Genomic DNA, 16,099 nt, shown 5'->3' on the forward strand with positions numbered 1-16,099 from the left:
ACCGTACCATAAGTTACCTCTTAATTTTATCATATTTTTTAATTGTTTACGACGAAAACCCGCAAGCTATTAAGTTGCGAGTTTTTTTATTTTTCACTATTTTTACTCCTATTTCAACTTCTCCATAACCGCATCATAAAATTTCCGTTCATCGTCTACATTTAAGTGAATACGACTTACTGTTTTAGAAAATCCATATAACAACTGTGCTTTAATTGGCTCTTTTAACGTTATTTCAAAAGTTGCAGGTTCTTTTATAAATTCCATAACAGTTGCGTCAAGAACCTCTTTCTCTTCTTCTTTCGTTAAAGGTTCGCCTTTATAAAACGCAATGTTATCAATTTGTGTATATGGTATAACGATTTTCTTTCCTAATCCAATTTGAATGATCACTTTTTCTTCCGCAACGATAATTGGATTTTTACGCATCGCTTGGATTTCAGCTAAAAAATAAAACATCGCATATATGTTCAAAATGAGTAAAATCCAAGCTATAACTGGATTCCATTGATGAAGTAAATAATGAAAACCGATACTTTCAATTAATGTTGCATGAATAATCATGATATAAACACCTATTGCACCGGTCTTCTTATGATATGAATATATGAATTCACTTTCTAGTACTTTTTCACGCCACGATAAAAAAGCATAATAGAGTAATTTACACTCTGTTAGAATGATATTTACTGTCTTACTTCTCTTCATATTAGCATCAAATGCTGCATCAATCGCATAAGAAAATGAAGAATACTCACTTCTATATTCTTTATATCGTTTTATTATTTTAGGAAGTACTCTTATAATTTTATATATCAGAATCAGTTCAAAACATACGAACACAATTTCTCCAGCAACTATTACATACGAAACAAATGAAAAAGCTTGTAAATAATCACTAGGAATTATAAATCTTGCGAACACATATCCAGCTATAACTACAGGAAACATATACGTTAACGAATATCTTTTCCTTATAATAAAGAAATATGTGATGATTGGAATTACAAACATAAAATCTAATAACGAACCAAGCACTACTTCTTTCGGGGCAGCTGGCACTATTGGAAGGGCATACAATAAATAGTTTGATAACATAATTAAAGATATGAGCCCAATCCAAATGCCTTTTCGCCTTCGTGAAATTGATGGATTCATTCCTTCTCTCCTCTATTCAAAAACCTCATTTAAATGATCTTTATAAAATGAAATGGCACGTTCAAATTCTTTTACTTCCTCTATTTTTACGACCATTTCAAGTAGTAATTTCATCGCGGATTCATGATCGTTTACGTTATATTTTGCTAATGATAAAAATACTTTCATCACGTCATTTTCCGGGAACTTCTTTATCCCTGCTTCTAATACAGTAATCGCTTTATCATATTCCCCTATACAACGATACGTACTGCCAAGACCGATATACGCACCGCGAAGTGATTCACCATCAAGTCCGTTCGCAATCGCCTGTTCATAATACGGAACCGCCTCCATTTCAAGACCCATGACATCATGTATCCAAGCGCATTGATATAGCACTTCTGCATCTCTCGTAAAATTTGTTAATCCTATAAGTATCTCTCTAGACTGCGCATATTTCTTTTCATTTCTAAGTTTAATAGCTTGCTTTAATAAATGTTCCATACAATCCACTCCTCACAAAATGTTCATTATGCATATATCATGTATTACACATTTACGAGCAGCTAATGGCCTATTCCATTGATTTGATTCAATTTAATACTTAGTGAGGGATACGTTCCCCCACTAAGTTAATATTAACTCCATTATATACTATGCGACTGCAGCTCTTTCTAAAAGCTTAAATTTACATCGCAGTAATACGATTGCATAAACGCTCTAACATATTGACAATTTCTTTTGCAGTTTCATCTTTCCCATTACATAACTTCACATTACCATCTTGTCCAATGACGTGATGCACGGCGCCGCGGGAATATAAAGAATGCGGTGAGTTCGCTACCATCACACTCGCTTTTGCACCTTCCATTCTTTTGCTTGCTCTTTCAATAAGTTCTGCTTCATTTACATCACTTTCAAGTTTAAAGCCAACGAGTATCGTTTCTGGATCCCAACTCTTTATTTGTTTTAATATTTTTGGCGCTTTTTGAAAATGAATAATTGGTGCGATATCACTTGAAATCTTTCCGTTCATATTAAGAACATTTCCATCTTGATCACAAATTTTTTCGACAACCCAATCTGAGCCAGCTGCAGCCATAATAACTGCATCTACTTTTTCATGTGTAATAATACTTTTCATCTTATCTTGTAAATCAATAATCCCTTCAAATGGGTGCAATTCTAATTGGTTATTTACAGCCATTGGCTTCTCAGCAAAGTAGCCATGCAAATATATTACATTTGCTCCTTTTGTCATTAGCTCTTCTGCAATGATTCTTCCAATCGTACCTTTTGCTAAATTTGTATGTCCGCGTACTTGATCCCATTTTTCTAGGCAACCGCCGCTCGTAATTAATACTTTTTTCCCCTTCATAATAACCATCCCTTACTGATTTTTCGCACGAAACCACTCTGTTCCAAAGTCAACTGCATCACGTTGCCTCATAAAGCGGCACGTTGCATTCCCTATCTTCCCACGCGTAACTGTTCCTTTACGCTCATATTCAACTCCGATTTCTACAAACGTGTCAGAATCGTAATCCATTTCAACGAATTCTTTCCATACTCTTACCCCTTCTTCTATAATAGGCGCTCCTACCTTTATTAACTCACGTGCACCTGTACGTACCTCAGATAAATGTATGGACGTATTGGAGTCATAACCGACACCAAGTAATAATATGTATCCATCTAAATCGTATATTTTTCGTAATGGCGATTCTTCACCAAAACTTATGGAAAGTGAATGATTCGCTGTAATTTCTTCTGCGTGTTTCCCCCATGCTGCAAAACTACTGAGCGGATGATTACTGCGCAATACATTCGGATATGTACGAAAACATTCAACTACTTCTCCCATTGCCCTTGTTGGTGTTATACGTGGGTCAAATGCTGGGACGTTATCCCGAATAATTTGCCACCAGTCTTTTGGTACAGGTGGTCTTGACCAATGTTTTGGATCGGATAAGTCTGAAGATTGGGTTGGCATAATGATTGTTCCCTCTTCCGTAATGACTTTCATTAACGCCTCTACTACTGCAACTGCTCCGCCAGATACCCAACCAATCGAACTTAATGATGAATGAACAATAACTGTCATTCCTTTTTCTATCCCTAATTCTTTTAAATCATTTGTAATTGTTTCGATTGTATTTGGAAGTTGTGTACTCGCCACTATTTCATTCATTTTCACGATTGTTCCCCCATTTTACTTTAAACTAATACATACATATATTATCATATTTTTCTTAATTTTTAACATAATCATTTTCAAACAAAGCATAAAAATAGCTGTTCCAATTCTTTCTCTGCCAACAGTTCCTTTTTCCTTGCAAACCTATTTATTACCTATACCCTTCATTTTTAAATTTGTCTTAATGTTTAATCCTTTGTGAAATTTCATACGCCGTATGTGAATTTATTTATTTTTACATTCAAATTATATAAAAACAATGGTAAGATTACTTCGATTTATCTTACTACTTTAAGGAGGTATTTTTATGAAAAAAATTGTCGGGTTGTCTCTAGCTTTTGTTTCTGTCATATCTATTACCATTCCTTCTTCGACATTTGCAGCAAATCATTATGACACATTCGGAGGGAAGTTAACGGGTGGTGTAGGAAATTGGGGGAAGTCCACACAATATTATTGGATTGATAGTTCAGCTTCTGGAGAATCCTCTAGAATTAATAGTTCTATGAGCGCTTGGGTTCATACAGGTAAAATTGTATCGACGCCTATTCCTTTTAGAAATACTTCAAACAAGCCTTCTAGTGTAATAGATATTTACAAAGGCAATTATTATCCACGTTCAAGTGGTATTCTTGGTGAAACAAAATTTTATAGAAGCGGTAGTCAAATTGATCCGTCTTCTAACTATTCTTGGGCAAAAATTCAACTCAATTCATCGTCATTCGATTCTCTAAATACTTATCATAAGTCAGGAACCATTGCTCATGAAATGGGACATGCATTTGGCCTTGCTCATAACAATTATGAAGGTGACTCTATTATGTGTCAGTTTGGCTCAGGTAGAACTGTAAATACACCAGATTCAGGTTCACTTTACGGAATTAACTCATTGTATTAATTAGTATTCTATATTAGGAATGGAGTGAATTATATGAAAAAGAAATTTATTGCGAGTGGACTTATATGTATCATATTAACTTCAAGTGTTGCATTTTATATTTATAGTGGTTCACAAGAAGTAGAAATGAAGCAAAGCTCTCCCGTATCTTTGCTAAAAGTATCATCAAAAAAATCTGTTTTCAAAACAAACGATATTACACAAGTAATTCATAAGGCCGACTTTGAAAAAACATATAATGATGTAAAAGAATTAGCTTTAAATGCTGATATTATAGTAGAGGGGACAATTATTGAATCTCAGTATTTTGATTTTAATACAAATACATTTACGCGTTCAAAAATTCAAGTTTCAAAAAGCTTTAACAATGCAGTGAACCCCGGTGATATAATTCAATTTATTGAAATTGGTGGTGTCACAACAAAAGGTAAATTACAAGAGTATGATCCAGAAAAAATTAAAATACAAAAAAATGAATTAAACGAACCGATTGAAGTTTTACTAGATGGTGCTCCAACTTCTAAAAAGAATGAAAATGTTCTTCTATTTGCCAAAGAAGATATGGAGGATTTTTTCAAACTTAAAGAAAAAGTGTTCATTTCTTTAAATTCTTATCAAGGTAAATTTACAATTGATGAGAATAACAAAGTAAAACGGTATACTGAAAAGTATGATCACAAACTAAACAAACCGGCTTCTCATTCTACTAATAAATATAATTCAGGCGAAGCAAATTTATTAAATGATACTTCCTTAGAAACTACATTACCTGATATGGAAAATCAAATTACTAGTAGTTTGAAAAATAATTAAGAGAATAATAGTGTTTTCATGAGATATGTAAAAGTAAAAAAGAAGCCGTCCAAAAAGTATTCTGGGACGGCTTTCTTTTAGTAATAGGTTTTGTCATATTTTGTCGTTAAGTCGATATAATGTGAATTGTGTTCGATATAATTTCATTTACTATCGTTATCTTAACAAAAAGATTAAACTTTTGGGACAGCCCCTTTTTACGCTACGCTGTTATTTTTTCTTCTTTTTTCACAACTACAGCTACATAACTATGCAATATCATTCCGACAATAACGAGGCTCATTCCAATCCACGATAAAGAAGACGGGATTGGAGCAGATAACCAGATAAGCTCTCCTACTAACGCAAATAAAACTTCACCAGACTGTGTCGCTTCGACTGTTGCTAATTTTTGCGGATCATCTTTTACAAGATCTGTCGCATAGAAGAATAATACTGTCGCAATTAAACCTGAACTAATCGCAACGATAAAACATTGAAAAACTTGACTACTTGACGGTAAACCGCTTGTAGATACTTCGTAACCAGAAAGTAAAAACCAAAATGGTAAACTTGCTAATGTCATACCGAGAACTCGTTGGAAGACATCTAATTCGCCCTTACATACTTGCATCATTTTTCTATTTCCAAGTGGATACGCAAACGCTGCAATGAGTACCGGAACTACACATAAAATGGTTTCACGAATTCCTAAAGAAGAAGCGTGTTCTACTTGCATAAGAACAACACCGAATAAAATAATGCCTGACATTACTAATTCCTTCATCGGAAGCTTCTTATGTAATGGGTCTACCGCGAAAAATGGTGTTAATAAAATTCCTGCAACTATCGTAATTTGCCAAGTTGAAGCAACGAGCCACCCCGGTCCAAACGCACCCGCGAAACTAAGCGGTGCATAAAAGAGACCAAATCCAACAATACTCCATAACAACCATTCTTTCGGATTGTTTTTCATATATTGAAAGAGTTGTTTTAAGTTCCCTCTATACATAACAATAAGTAATAGCATGGGAACCATAAAGTAATACCGTAGTGATGCACTCCAAATCCAACTTCCGCCTTCTAAGTCCATCGACCGGTTTAACACAAAGGTAAAGGCAAAGAAAAACGATGCCACTATCCCTACTGCAATAGCTTTCATTATAAAACCCCTTGTTTAGTTTCTTGTTATACTATACAACAAAATGAATATAATTAATATTCGAAAATCTCATTATGGATGTAGTCTTTAAAGAAACAACACCATATTTTCATCATCACTATACACACCATTCATCTTTATAGCTCTTTTTTCAATTGCATACGTTTTAAAGCCCATTGATTCGTACAATTTTTTTGCTGGTTCGTTTGTGGATACAACCCCTAAGTTCAATTGCTCTAGTTCTATTTCTCTCGCTCTTTGAATTGCATTTGCAATTAACTCACGTGCCAGTCCATTACGTCTATTTTGTGCATCTACATACATCGCAACGATATGACCTTTATGTTTATATGCCTCTTTCTCTTCTGTTAGTAAAGTGACAACTCCAATTAATTGATTTTTCTCATTAAAAGCACCGAATGTACAACTAGTTGTAGCTGTTAAATTACTTTCCACTCGCTTAATAGGATTTTCCTGGCGAATCGCCTCTTCATAAGTTGTTACAAATGCCTCTGGGTTTACTTGTAATGCTTGTAAACGTAAGTCCCAATATTGCTCCGCATCTACTTTAGAAAGTAATCGAATCATTTTCCCTATCCCCTTTAAGTTTACATAATATTTTTATAGACTATTAAATAAAAATTGATATTCTTCTTTTAACATACTATAACGATAGCGATGAATGAACTTACCTTGACGTAATCGATCATTTCTCATTATTCCTTCACAAACAAATCCAGCTTTTTCATAACTCTTTCTTGCTTGTAAATTATCTTCGTCTACTCGTAGCCAAACTTTTTCTAATTGGAATTCAGAAAAGCCGATTTGTAACATACTGTATAGAGCTGCCATTCCATATCCTTTACCCCAATATTCTTTATTTCCAATTGCAATCCCTAGTTCGGCATTTTTATTTGTATTATCAAAGTTTTTTAGGTCTACCCATCCAATGTGTATACCTTCCTTTGTAACGATAGCTCGTTGTTCATAACCATTCTCTCGACTTATGCATGCTTCAATCCACCTTCTCGTATCTTCACGAGTGAACGGTGGATATTGATTTGGTACAACTAAATGCTTTGTTACTTCTGTATCTAATGACCATTGATATCGATCTTCTACATTGTCTAGTGTCAATTCTCTTAATTGAACGAATGGTATATTCACTTTGCTATCCCCTTCTCATTTCCCTATAGAAAATCCTTCGAACATTCTTCCTCCGTATTGATCTAGCGTGTTTTCTACAAACGTAATTAATTCATTTTTCTCCTCTGTTTTATAAAAATGATCAAAAGCCGCTACAAAATGTTCTGCATATTGCTCGTCATACCTTCTTAACACTCTAATAAACCATTTTGAATTTCCAAGCCATTGACCATTTACCCTTAAAACATATTCATGTACTAAATCAGCTAATAAATTTGCGATGAACAATTCTTCTTCTCTCTTTGTTGCACCAATGAAGTCATCCAAAGTATCCGTAATAAAATAGCGTTTCTGTTTCATCGTTTCTTCTGACCATTTCTCTGGTCCTTTATTTAATAATCCATTCGCTTCTCTTTTGAGTATCTCTACAATTTTATCTTTACCTTTTAATTCAATCCCTTCTGAAACTAATTGAGGTAATGAAGGTCGCCCGCGCTCACAATCACTTTTAAAAAAGGTTTTGTACGTTTCAAAATTATGTACGAATACTTCAACAGGCCAGCCATTACTATAGAAAGATTCTCTATAACAAGATGACAAACTTTGGTCAAATATTACAATATCAAGGTCAGATGTTTTCGTAGCCTCTCCTCTAGCAACACTTCCCCCTAGTAAAGCAACATCAAAATTCGAAAATTGTGATGTAATAATACTTCGTGCCGCTTCAATTGGTTTCATAGCCTTTCTCCTTCTCTTATTTTACTTTCTTCTTTTCAGCTCTTTCTCGTGTCTTTTTAATATAGGATTCTGCATCTGGTGTTTTGCATGACGTTTCACCGTGATCAACTTCTACTTTTCCAACTTCACGTGAGATTTCAATTGCTTGTTGCTCTAAAGCTTCATTTCGAACCCCTAACGCAATTAAAGCTCTATTCATCGCTTCTCTTTTACGATTTTTTTCATTATGTATATGAACTTTAATCTCTTCTAAATACGGTAAGAAAAAGTCATCGTCAAACGTTTTATTTTTTATTGCGATATTCGCTAATAATGACCAACCAGCTCTTCCAATCCATTCATCATCAGACTTCGTCCATTCTTCCATTCTTTCTATCGCGATTGGCGACGTACATATAGCTGTCATAAGAACGTCCATTAAACAATAATAATCAACATCTTGAACCCATCTATTTAGCTGTTCTGACGTTAGTTTCTTCGGATCTAAAACCATTGTTGCTAAAGTCATTGCGTCCATATTTTTTGTTTCCCATAATGAGATTGCTAAATCATGATCTTTTTTTATCTTCTTTTTCAACAATTTTAAATTTGCAAAACTAACTCCAAATAACGGCTCTTTCGCCCCATGGTTTTTATACGTCTTACGAGTTTGTTCTGTCCCATATTCTTCTAGTTGCTGCATTACTTCTTCAAGTAACATAGGTCCACCTCTTTTATATATTTTGTTGACTTCACATATGTATGTACGATATATTCTACATTACTTTTTGGTTTTCCTATATTTATTTTTAAAATACGGTATGTGAAATTTTAAAACTGGCCTCAAAAAATCTTTTCATCTTTTTAGCCCATAACCATTTCACTTCCTAAGCAATGCAGTATAAGTTGGTCCAATCTATATCGTTGGACCGATAATCTATTAATAAGAATGACCTTTCTAAAGGAATGTTTAAAACGTATAAAAGCCACTTTCCTTAAATGAAGAGAAAAGGGCTTTTATAATTTAAAGTTACTTATTTCTATTTTTATGCTGTAAATTTTACTAATCCGCAATTACTCATTTTCTTTTTTCTCTTTTCTTTCTTCGGAAGGTTCTTCAGTTGGATCTGGCTCCTGTTCATCCTTTTTATTTAACTCATTATTTTTTTCTTTAGAAGGATCTTGCTGTTTATTCTCATCCTGTTTTCTTTGCTCAGAAGGTTCCTCCGTTGGATCTGGTTCCTGTTCATCCTTTTGAGCTGTATTACACCCAAATAGCAGTCCTACTGTAAATATGCTTGTCATACATATAGAAAGTATTTTTTTATACTTCAATTAAAGCACCTCCTAAAATTAATATCCTTTGTAGTGTTTCCTATTAAAGATTAAGATTATCCATTTTTTTATCCCATTTATTTAAGACGCAATTATTATAAAATCTTGCATACTTTTGGACAAACTTTTTTGCGCTTGTAAAAAAGTTTTTTTGCATTTCCCCCTCTAAAATTGCTAATATAGTAGAGTAGAACTTTTATAGAGAGTAGGAAAATTATGCACAATGGAATTCGGATGACAACTTTAGTGAAAAGGGCTCTGTTGATTTGCGCCGGGGTATTATTTACATACGAAGCTGCTTACGGATCAACACATATCGCTCTAGCAAGTACAGAGGATGACGCTAAATCTGTTCAACTTGTAAGTGAAATTCAAACATCCCTTGCTCCGAAAGAAGCTCCAAAGCACTATAACGGGCAAGTTAGAAAAGTCGCTTACTTAACATTTGACGATGGTCCTGGAAAATACACAGCTGAGCTTTTAGATATGTTAAAGAGTGAAAATGCAAAAGCAACATTCTTCCTAATTGGTTCAAACGTAAAAGCTTTCCCTGATCTTGTAAAACGTGAAGATGCTGAAGGCCACTATGTTGGGATGCACAGTATGACTCATAACTACAAGAAGCTTTACACAGAAGGTCATTACGTTGATGAAATGAAAGAAGACCAAGGCTTAATCGCTGGCGTTCTAGGCAAATCACCAGTATTAACTCGCCCATCTTACGGCTCAATGCCAGGATTAAATGAAGCCCTTCGCAACAAAGTTGTTGAGAATGGTTTAAAAGTATGGGATTGGACAATTGATTCATTAGACTGGAAATACAACAAAATGCCAGTTGATGCTGCATCTGCTAAAATCGTAGAAAACGTTCTAGCTGGTGCTACAAATCCAACAGAAGTTATTCTTATGCACGATATTCATCCACAATCAGTTAAAGCAGTACCTGGAATTATTAAAGGGCTGAAAGAAAGAGGATATGAATTAGAAAGCTATCATGAGAACGAACACTTCCCATTAAACTTCTGGCATGATAATCGTATTTAATGAAAAAGACTTGATTTCCTCTAGTAGGTTATCAAGTCTTTTTATTATCGTTTTGGGAATTTCTTTCGCTGCTCTTCAATAGAACGAATAATATTCTCTCTATTATCTTGAGTGATACTGATAGAGAATTCGTACTCCTCTTCCTTACACCATGAGGGATTAAGTTCCAGCGATAAGCGAATGATAAGGTGAAACTCCCCATCTTTTTCTCCCATAAATTCAAACGCTAAATTTATCCGTATTTAAATATAAAATTTTCACTCTTACATCAGTCATTAACGTACTCATTACGATGATTATGTATGCTGATTTAATTCTTTTACCGATTTACTTGCAAAATGGACGAGGTTTCACTGCTTTTGAATCCGGTTTACTTCTATTACCTGGCGCTGTAATTAATGCCTTCTTATCACCTATCACAGGTAAAATGTTTGATAAATACGGGGCAAAACCACTCTTTATTACAGGTTTAATATGTATCATTATATCAATGTGGGGTGTAATTGACTTGACCGAATCCACCACTTATATGTATTTAATGGTTCGTACTATTATTCTACGCATTGGACTAAGTTTCATTTCGATGCCTTTAAATACAGCAGGTTTAAACGCTTTACCAAGAGAATTGGGTTCACATGGCTCCGCAGTGAATAATACCGTACGTCAATTAGCTGGTGCTATAGGAACAGCAGTCATTATCACTGTGTATACAATTCAATCCACTTCACATACTTCACAGTTATCTAGTGAGAACGGAAGCATATCAGCTATGCAAGTAACGAAATTAGCTTCTATCTTCAGCTCAAGTGATGCCTACGTATTTATGTTAGTCTTATCCTTTGTAGCTTTGATTATTGCATGTTTTATGCCTAAAAAAGTAGCACTCCAAAAATTCGAAAGTAAATCTTAAAATAAAAAATCCTACCCGTATGGAATACGAGTAGGATTTTTTATTATTTATTTTGTTTCCCCGTCTTCAGTCGTCTTCACCTTCGTTTTATCTTTATCACGATTGTTATAGTTATATTTAGAAGGTTCTACTGGTGTAAATCCTTCTGGTGTGTAGAATCGTAATAAGTCACCGTTAACAACTTGATCGGAGTATTTTAGTGATTTTTGAACCATTTGTTCATTTTGTTTTATTTCATCTGTAAATTCTACAGGTTTCCCAGTCGCTGTATCATAATATTTGCCGTTAAGTGCTGTAACTGTTGGGCTTACGTAGTTACCGTTACGGAACGGAACGACTTGTTTATGCTCTGGTGATAATAAATCTGACCCGAATTGGACATAATTTTTCGTATCTGTACCTAGTAAGTGTAATAACGTTGGTAGAACGTCAATTTCTCCGCCGTATTGATGTTGTACACCGCCTTCCATTCCTGGTACGCGAATGATTAAAGGTACACGTTGTAATTGAGCATTTTCAAATGAGTTCATTTCTTTACCCATTATTTGAGACATTGCTGCACTATGATTATCTGAAATACCGTAATGGTCACCGTACATAACGATAATTGAGTTATCGTATAAACCAGATTGTTTCAAGTAATCAATGAATCCTTTTACAGATTCATCTAAATAGCGTGCTGTTTGGAAGTACGTATCTACTGATGAATCACCTGTTTTCGCTGGTTCAATCGTTGCCTCCGCTTTATCAATCGGATAAGGGAAATGGTTCGATAACGTAATGAACTTCGAATAGAACGGTTGCTTCAACGTTTGTAATAACGGAATTGATTCATTAAAGAACGGTTTATCTTTTAAGCCATAGTTTACTACATCTTTTTCATTCATATCATAGTATGACGCATCAAAGAATTTATTAAAACCAAATGATTTATAAATTTCATCACGGTTCCAGAACGTTTTGTAGTTACCGTGGAACACTGCTGATGTGTATCCTTGTTGACCTAAAATAGCTGGTGCTGATTGATACGTGTTATTAGCTTTATTTGTAAAAACAGATCCTTGTGGTAATCCGTACATTGAGTTCTCTAACATAAACTCCGCATCAGATGTTTTACCTTGTCCTGTTTGATGGAAGAAGTTATCAAAGTATAACGTATTCGCATCTTTTGTAAATGAGTTTAAGAATGGTGTAACCTCTTGGCCATTTAGCTTATAGTTTAGTAAAAAGTTTTGGAATGACTCTAAATGAATATAAATTACGTTCATTCCTTTTCCTTTACCGAAGTACTCAGGATTTGGACTTGCATATGTTGATGTAAGATAGTTTCTAACTTCTGTCATATTATCTCCATCCGCTAATGCTCGTTCTGTTGATGCTTTCGCACTTTGAATACCATCATAAATCGTAAAGTTATACACTCCTAAATATTTCACAATATAATTGCGGTCAAACGTTCTAGTTAATAACTGAGGACGATCCGATTCTGCGAGTCCTAGGTTATTACTAAAGAATAAAATACCTGCTACAAATACTAGCGATAATTTATGCTTCGCAACACGGATTGGTTTAGGATTTACAAATTTCGTTGCGACTAAAACAATTAAAATGATTGTATCTAAGAAATATAGTGGATCATATAAGTGTAGCAATGCAAAAATACTATTACCTAAATCTCCAAAGTTATTCGATTGTGTTAATGTCGGGAACGTAATAAAATCGCTGAAAAAGCGGTAATATACTACGTTTGCGTATAAAAGTATAGACATTAGCAAATTAATAATAATTAACCAAATGTAAGCTCGTTTCCCTTTTGCGAATAATGCAAGTCCTAAAAATAGAACTGCTGAGCTTAACGGGTTAAAAAACAGTAAGAACTTTTGGATTGTATTCGATATCCCTAAATTAAATTCTATCACATATGCTGCATATGTTTTTAACCAAAGTAAAATAACTGCAAATACGAAAAATCCAAAATGATTACTTAATACTCGTTTACTCTTTAATAACAATTGTTGCATCTCTCCACCTCTTTTAATCATCCAAGGCTTATTTTGTATAAGTCTTTCTCTCTATTCAATTTTTCTTCTTCACATAGATTTTATTTATTTAACTATATGAAGAATATTAGTAATTATAATTTGAAGTTATTATTTATTCAACTATTTCTTTCTAAACATTTTGACCTTGGTTTCTATTTAACAAAATACATTTGTAACATTTCCTGTTTTCTCCCAAGACTCATCCACTAATTATGACTCCACAAACTATAATCCTTTATTTCCTCATTTGCAAACTAATCTATCTCCAATTTTGGTACATATTTCACATAAGAAAAAGTGTAGTTTGAAGTAATTGCTCAAACTACACTTTTTCTACAATCCTATCCTTTATAACTAACTTCCCCAATTACTCGATAATCTTTTCCATCACGATGATCAACAATTTCCTAACTTACTCCTACTTCAGGAGTATTTTCCGTTACTTTATTCGTCCCTTCCAATGTAAAAAACCATTTCTTCAGGTGCAACATCAAAATTTCTTATCATCACTAATGTTATTTTTGAATAATTATTCATTTTAACTCTCCACCACTTCATATTAAAACGAATGTTTTTTTCTTGAAAATATTACACAAAACCCCCGCTCTCATAAAAGAGAGCGGGGGTTTTAATCATTCATTATTGACCTTTGTACATTGCATCAACTTGTTTTTGAAGTTCTTCATTTTCTAAGAACTCATCATACGTTGCTACCTTATCAACTACACCGTTTGGCGTTACTTCGATAATACGGTTTGCAATTGTTTGTACGAACTGATGGTCATGAGAAGTGAATAGTAATGTTCCTTTAAATGTGATTAAACCGTTGTTTAATGCTGTAATAGACTCAAGGTCTAAATGGTTCGTTGGATCATCTAATGTTAATACGTTTGCACCGCTTAACATCATTTTAGATAACATACAACGAACTTTTTCTCCTCCAGATAAAACAGAAACGTTTTTCTTTACTTCTTCACCAGAGAATAGCATACGGCCTAAGAAACCACGTAAGAAACTTTCTGATTCATCTTGTGGAGAGAACTGACGTAACCAATCAATTAAAGTGTAATCACTGTTCTCGAAGTACTCAGAGTTATCTCTTGGGAAATGAGCCTGAGATGTTGTTACACCCCATTTGAATGAACCGCTATCTGGCTCCATTTCACCCATAAGAATTTTAAATAATGTTGTCATCGCAATATCGTTACGTCCGATAAATGCAACTTTATCACCTTTATTTAAAGTGAAGTTCACATTATCTAATATTTTTTCGCCATCAATCGTTTTCGAAATACCTTCAACTGTTAATAGGTCATTTCCTACTTCACGTTCTGGTGTGAAACCAACGAACGGATAACGACGTGATGATGGTCTAATATCATCTAATGTAATTTTATCTAACAATTTTTTACGAGAAGTTGCCTGTTTCGCTTTAGATGCATTTGAGCTAAAGCGTGCAATAAAGTTTTGTAACTCTTTTACTTTTTCTTCTTTTTTCTTGTTAGAATCTTGCGTTAGTTTTAATGCTAATTGGCTTGATTCATACCAGAAGTCATAGTTACCAACGTATAATTGAATTTTACCGAAATCAAGGTCAGCCATGTGCGTACATACTTTATTTAAGAAGTGACGGTCATGGGATACAACGATAACTGTATTTTCAAAGTTCATTAAGAAGTTTTCTAACCATTGGATCGCTTTTAAGTCCAAGTGGTTGGTAGGCTCATCTAGTAATAGAATGTCAGGTTGACCAAATAAAGCTTGAGCAAGTAATACTTTTACTTTCTCTGCCCCTGTTAATTCAGACATCTTTTTATCATGAATATCTTCACCGATGCCTAATCCTTTTAGAAGGATTGCAGCTTCTGACTCAGCTTCCCAACCGTTTAGCTCAGCGAACTCACCTTCAAGTTCTGCAGCACGCATGCCATCTTCATCACTAAAGTCTTCTTTCATGTAAATTGCATTTTTCTCTTGCATTACTTTATAAAGACGTGTGTGACCCATCATTACTGTTTCTAGTGCAGGGAACTCTTCATATTCGAAGTGATTCTGTTTTAATACTGCTAGACGCTCACCTGGCGTAATATGTATGTCACCTGTTGATTGGTCAACTTCTCCAGATAAAATCTTTAGAAATGTTGATTTACCAGCACCGTTTGCTCCGATTAAACCGTAGCAATTACCTGGCGTGAATTTTATGTTAACATCTTCAAATAATTTGCGATCTGCGAAACGCAAACTAACGTTACTTACTGTAATCATTTGTGTCCTCCTACTAATACCGCTTATTTCAGCGTTTTCTCACCGATTGTCCTAAAAAATCGCATATTACGACTCAATTATTGTAGACTATAGCTATTATATAGTAGAAGCTGGATGAATAGCAACGATTGATTACTTTTATAGTGTGGTTATTATATTGATTTACTAGCTAATACAGCGTTTTAAAGAAATGTTATTTACATAATACTAGTAACAATACTCGAAACAAACGGAAACACACGATATTCCATTGGGATATTATGTATTTTAAAAAAGAGAATATAAATGAATCGGTCATTTCGTTATACAAATTAATATCAAAAAGATATTCACACAACCTCAAGAATATAATTGCCCCAACAAAACTTAAAATACCATACAATAAACGAATGATCTGGTTGTTACCCATAAACCCCTCCTACTGCAAAAAAGAGCGTGGATATTTTCCGCA

The 16,099-nt window shown here is 34.1% G+C and carries 15 protein-coding genes and 2 pseudogenes; 4 read left to right on the top strand and 13 right to left on the bottom strand.

Features of this window, described 5'->3' with window-relative positions:
• Positions 1-108: 108 nt before the first annotated feature.
• From MHI07_RS13545 to MHI07_RS13560, 4 genes are all read right to left on the bottom strand, one after another.
• Positions 109-1,158 (bottom strand): hypothetical protein, encoded by a 1,050-nt coding sequence (locus MHI07_RS13545; RefSeq protein ID WP_340824356.1) that lies wholly within the window; start codon positions 1,156-1,158, stop codon positions 109-111.
• A 12-nt stretch (positions 1,159-1,170) separates the two neighbouring features.
• On the bottom strand, positions 1,171-1,644 hold the full coding sequence (locus tag MHI07_RS13550; RefSeq protein ID WP_002161428.1) for a tetratricopeptide repeat protein: 474 nt from the start codon (positions 1,642-1,644) through the stop codon (positions 1,171-1,173).
• A gap of 184 nt (positions 1,645-1,828) precedes the next feature.
• Positions 1,829-2,518, bottom strand: a complete 690-nt coding sequence (locus MHI07_RS13555; protein WP_340824357.1) for a phosphopantothenoylcysteine decarboxylase domain-containing protein — start codon at positions 2,516-2,518, stop codon at positions 1,829-1,831.
• A gap of 12 nt (positions 2,519-2,530) precedes the next feature.
• Complete coding sequence (locus MHI07_RS13560; protein WP_340826900.1) at positions 2,531-3,331, bottom strand: aminoglycoside N(3)-acetyltransferase; 801 nt, start codon at positions 3,329-3,331, stop codon at positions 2,531-2,533.
• Positions 3,332-3,644: 313 nt separating this feature from the next.
• Here MHI07_RS13560 and MHI07_RS13565 point away from each other — a divergent pair, with 313 nt between their 5' ends.
• Positions 3,645-4,235 (top strand): hypothetical protein, encoded by a 591-nt coding sequence (locus tag MHI07_RS13565; RefSeq protein WP_340824358.1) that lies wholly within the window; start codon positions 3,645-3,647, stop codon positions 4,233-4,235.
• 33 nt (positions 4,236-4,268) lie between these two features.
• Positions 4,269-5,048, top strand: coding sequence for a hypothetical protein (locus MHI07_RS13570; RefSeq protein ID WP_340824361.1), 780 nt, complete (start codon positions 4,269-4,271; stop codon positions 5,046-5,048).
• A gap of 202 nt (positions 5,049-5,250) precedes the next feature.
• Here the strand turns inward: MHI07_RS13570 and MHI07_RS13575 are convergent, their stop codons facing one another.
• From MHI07_RS13575 to MHI07_RS13600, 6 genes are all read right to left on the bottom strand, one after another.
• A complete protein-coding gene (locus MHI07_RS13575) occupies positions 5,251-6,189 on the bottom strand; it encodes a DMT family transporter (protein WP_078174309.1) in 939 nt (312 codons plus the stop codon).
• Positions 6,190-6,276: 87 nt separating this feature from the next.
• Entirely contained in the window at positions 6,277-6,777 is a 501-nt protein-coding gene (locus tag MHI07_RS13580) for a GNAT family N-acetyltransferase (RefSeq protein ID WP_286097669.1), read from the bottom strand.
• A gap of 33 nt (positions 6,778-6,810) precedes the next feature.
• The gene (locus MHI07_RS13585; RefSeq protein WP_340824367.1) at positions 6,811-7,356 is read right to left on the bottom strand and encodes a GNAT family N-acetyltransferase; all 546 of its coding nucleotides are present in this window, start codon (positions 7,354-7,356) and stop codon (positions 6,811-6,813) included.
• A 15-nt stretch (positions 7,357-7,371) separates the two neighbouring features.
• Positions 7,372-8,073 carry a nucleotidyltransferase domain-containing protein gene (locus MHI07_RS13590; protein WP_340824369.1) on the bottom strand — a complete coding sequence of 234 codons (702 nt, stop codon included), beginning with the start codon at positions 8,071-8,073 and terminating at the stop codon, positions 7,372-7,374.
• Positions 8,074-8,089: 16 nt separating this feature from the next.
• Entirely contained in the window at positions 8,090-8,773 is a 684-nt protein-coding gene (locus MHI07_RS13595; RefSeq protein WP_340824372.1) for a DNA alkylation repair protein, read from the bottom strand.
• Between the two features lie 353 nt (positions 8,774-9,126).
• Positions 9,127-9,387, bottom strand: coding sequence for a hypothetical protein (locus tag MHI07_RS13600; protein ID WP_002161418.1), 261 nt, complete (start codon positions 9,385-9,387; stop codon positions 9,127-9,129).
• A gap of 216 nt (positions 9,388-9,603) precedes the next feature.
• Here MHI07_RS13600 and MHI07_RS13605 point away from each other — a divergent pair, with 216 nt between their 5' ends.
• The gene (locus MHI07_RS13605) at positions 9,604-10,431 is read left to right on the top strand and encodes a peptidoglycan-N-acetylglucosamine deacetylase (RefSeq protein ID WP_340824376.1); all 828 of its coding nucleotides are present in this window, start codon (positions 9,604-9,606) and stop codon (positions 10,429-10,431) included.
• 44 nt (positions 10,432-10,475) lie between these two features.
• Here the strand turns inward: MHI07_RS13605 and MHI07_RS13610 are convergent.
• Positions 10,476-10,673, bottom strand: a pseudogene (locus MHI07_RS13610) (WapI family immunity protein); the annotation flags it as partial.
• Here MHI07_RS13610 and MHI07_RS13615 point away from each other — a divergent pair.
• Positions 10,658-11,341, top strand: a pseudogene (locus MHI07_RS13615) (MFS transporter); the annotation flags it as partial. The pseudogenes MHI07_RS13610 and MHI07_RS13615 overlap by 16 nt on opposite strands.
• A gap of 47 nt (positions 11,342-11,388) precedes the next feature.
• Here the strand turns inward: MHI07_RS13615 and MHI07_RS13620 are convergent.
• Both MHI07_RS13620 and MHI07_RS13625 read right to left on the bottom strand, forming a co-directional pair.
• Positions 11,389-13,362, bottom strand: coding sequence for an LTA synthase family protein (locus MHI07_RS13620; protein WP_340824378.1), 1,974 nt, complete (start codon positions 13,360-13,362; stop codon positions 11,389-11,391).
• A gap of 660 nt (positions 13,363-14,022) precedes the next feature.
• Complete coding sequence (locus MHI07_RS13625) at positions 14,023-15,648, bottom strand: ABC-F family ATP-binding cassette domain-containing protein (RefSeq protein ID WP_002161410.1); 1,626 nt, start codon at positions 15,646-15,648, stop codon at positions 14,023-14,025.
• Between the last annotated feature and the right edge of the window lie 451 nt (positions 15,649-16,099).

The sequence above is a fragment of the Bacillus sp. FSL H8-0545 genome (genome assembly GCF_038006105.1).
GTDB lineage: Bacteria > Bacillota > Bacilli > Bacillales > Bacillaceae_G > Bacillus_A > Bacillus_A cereus_U.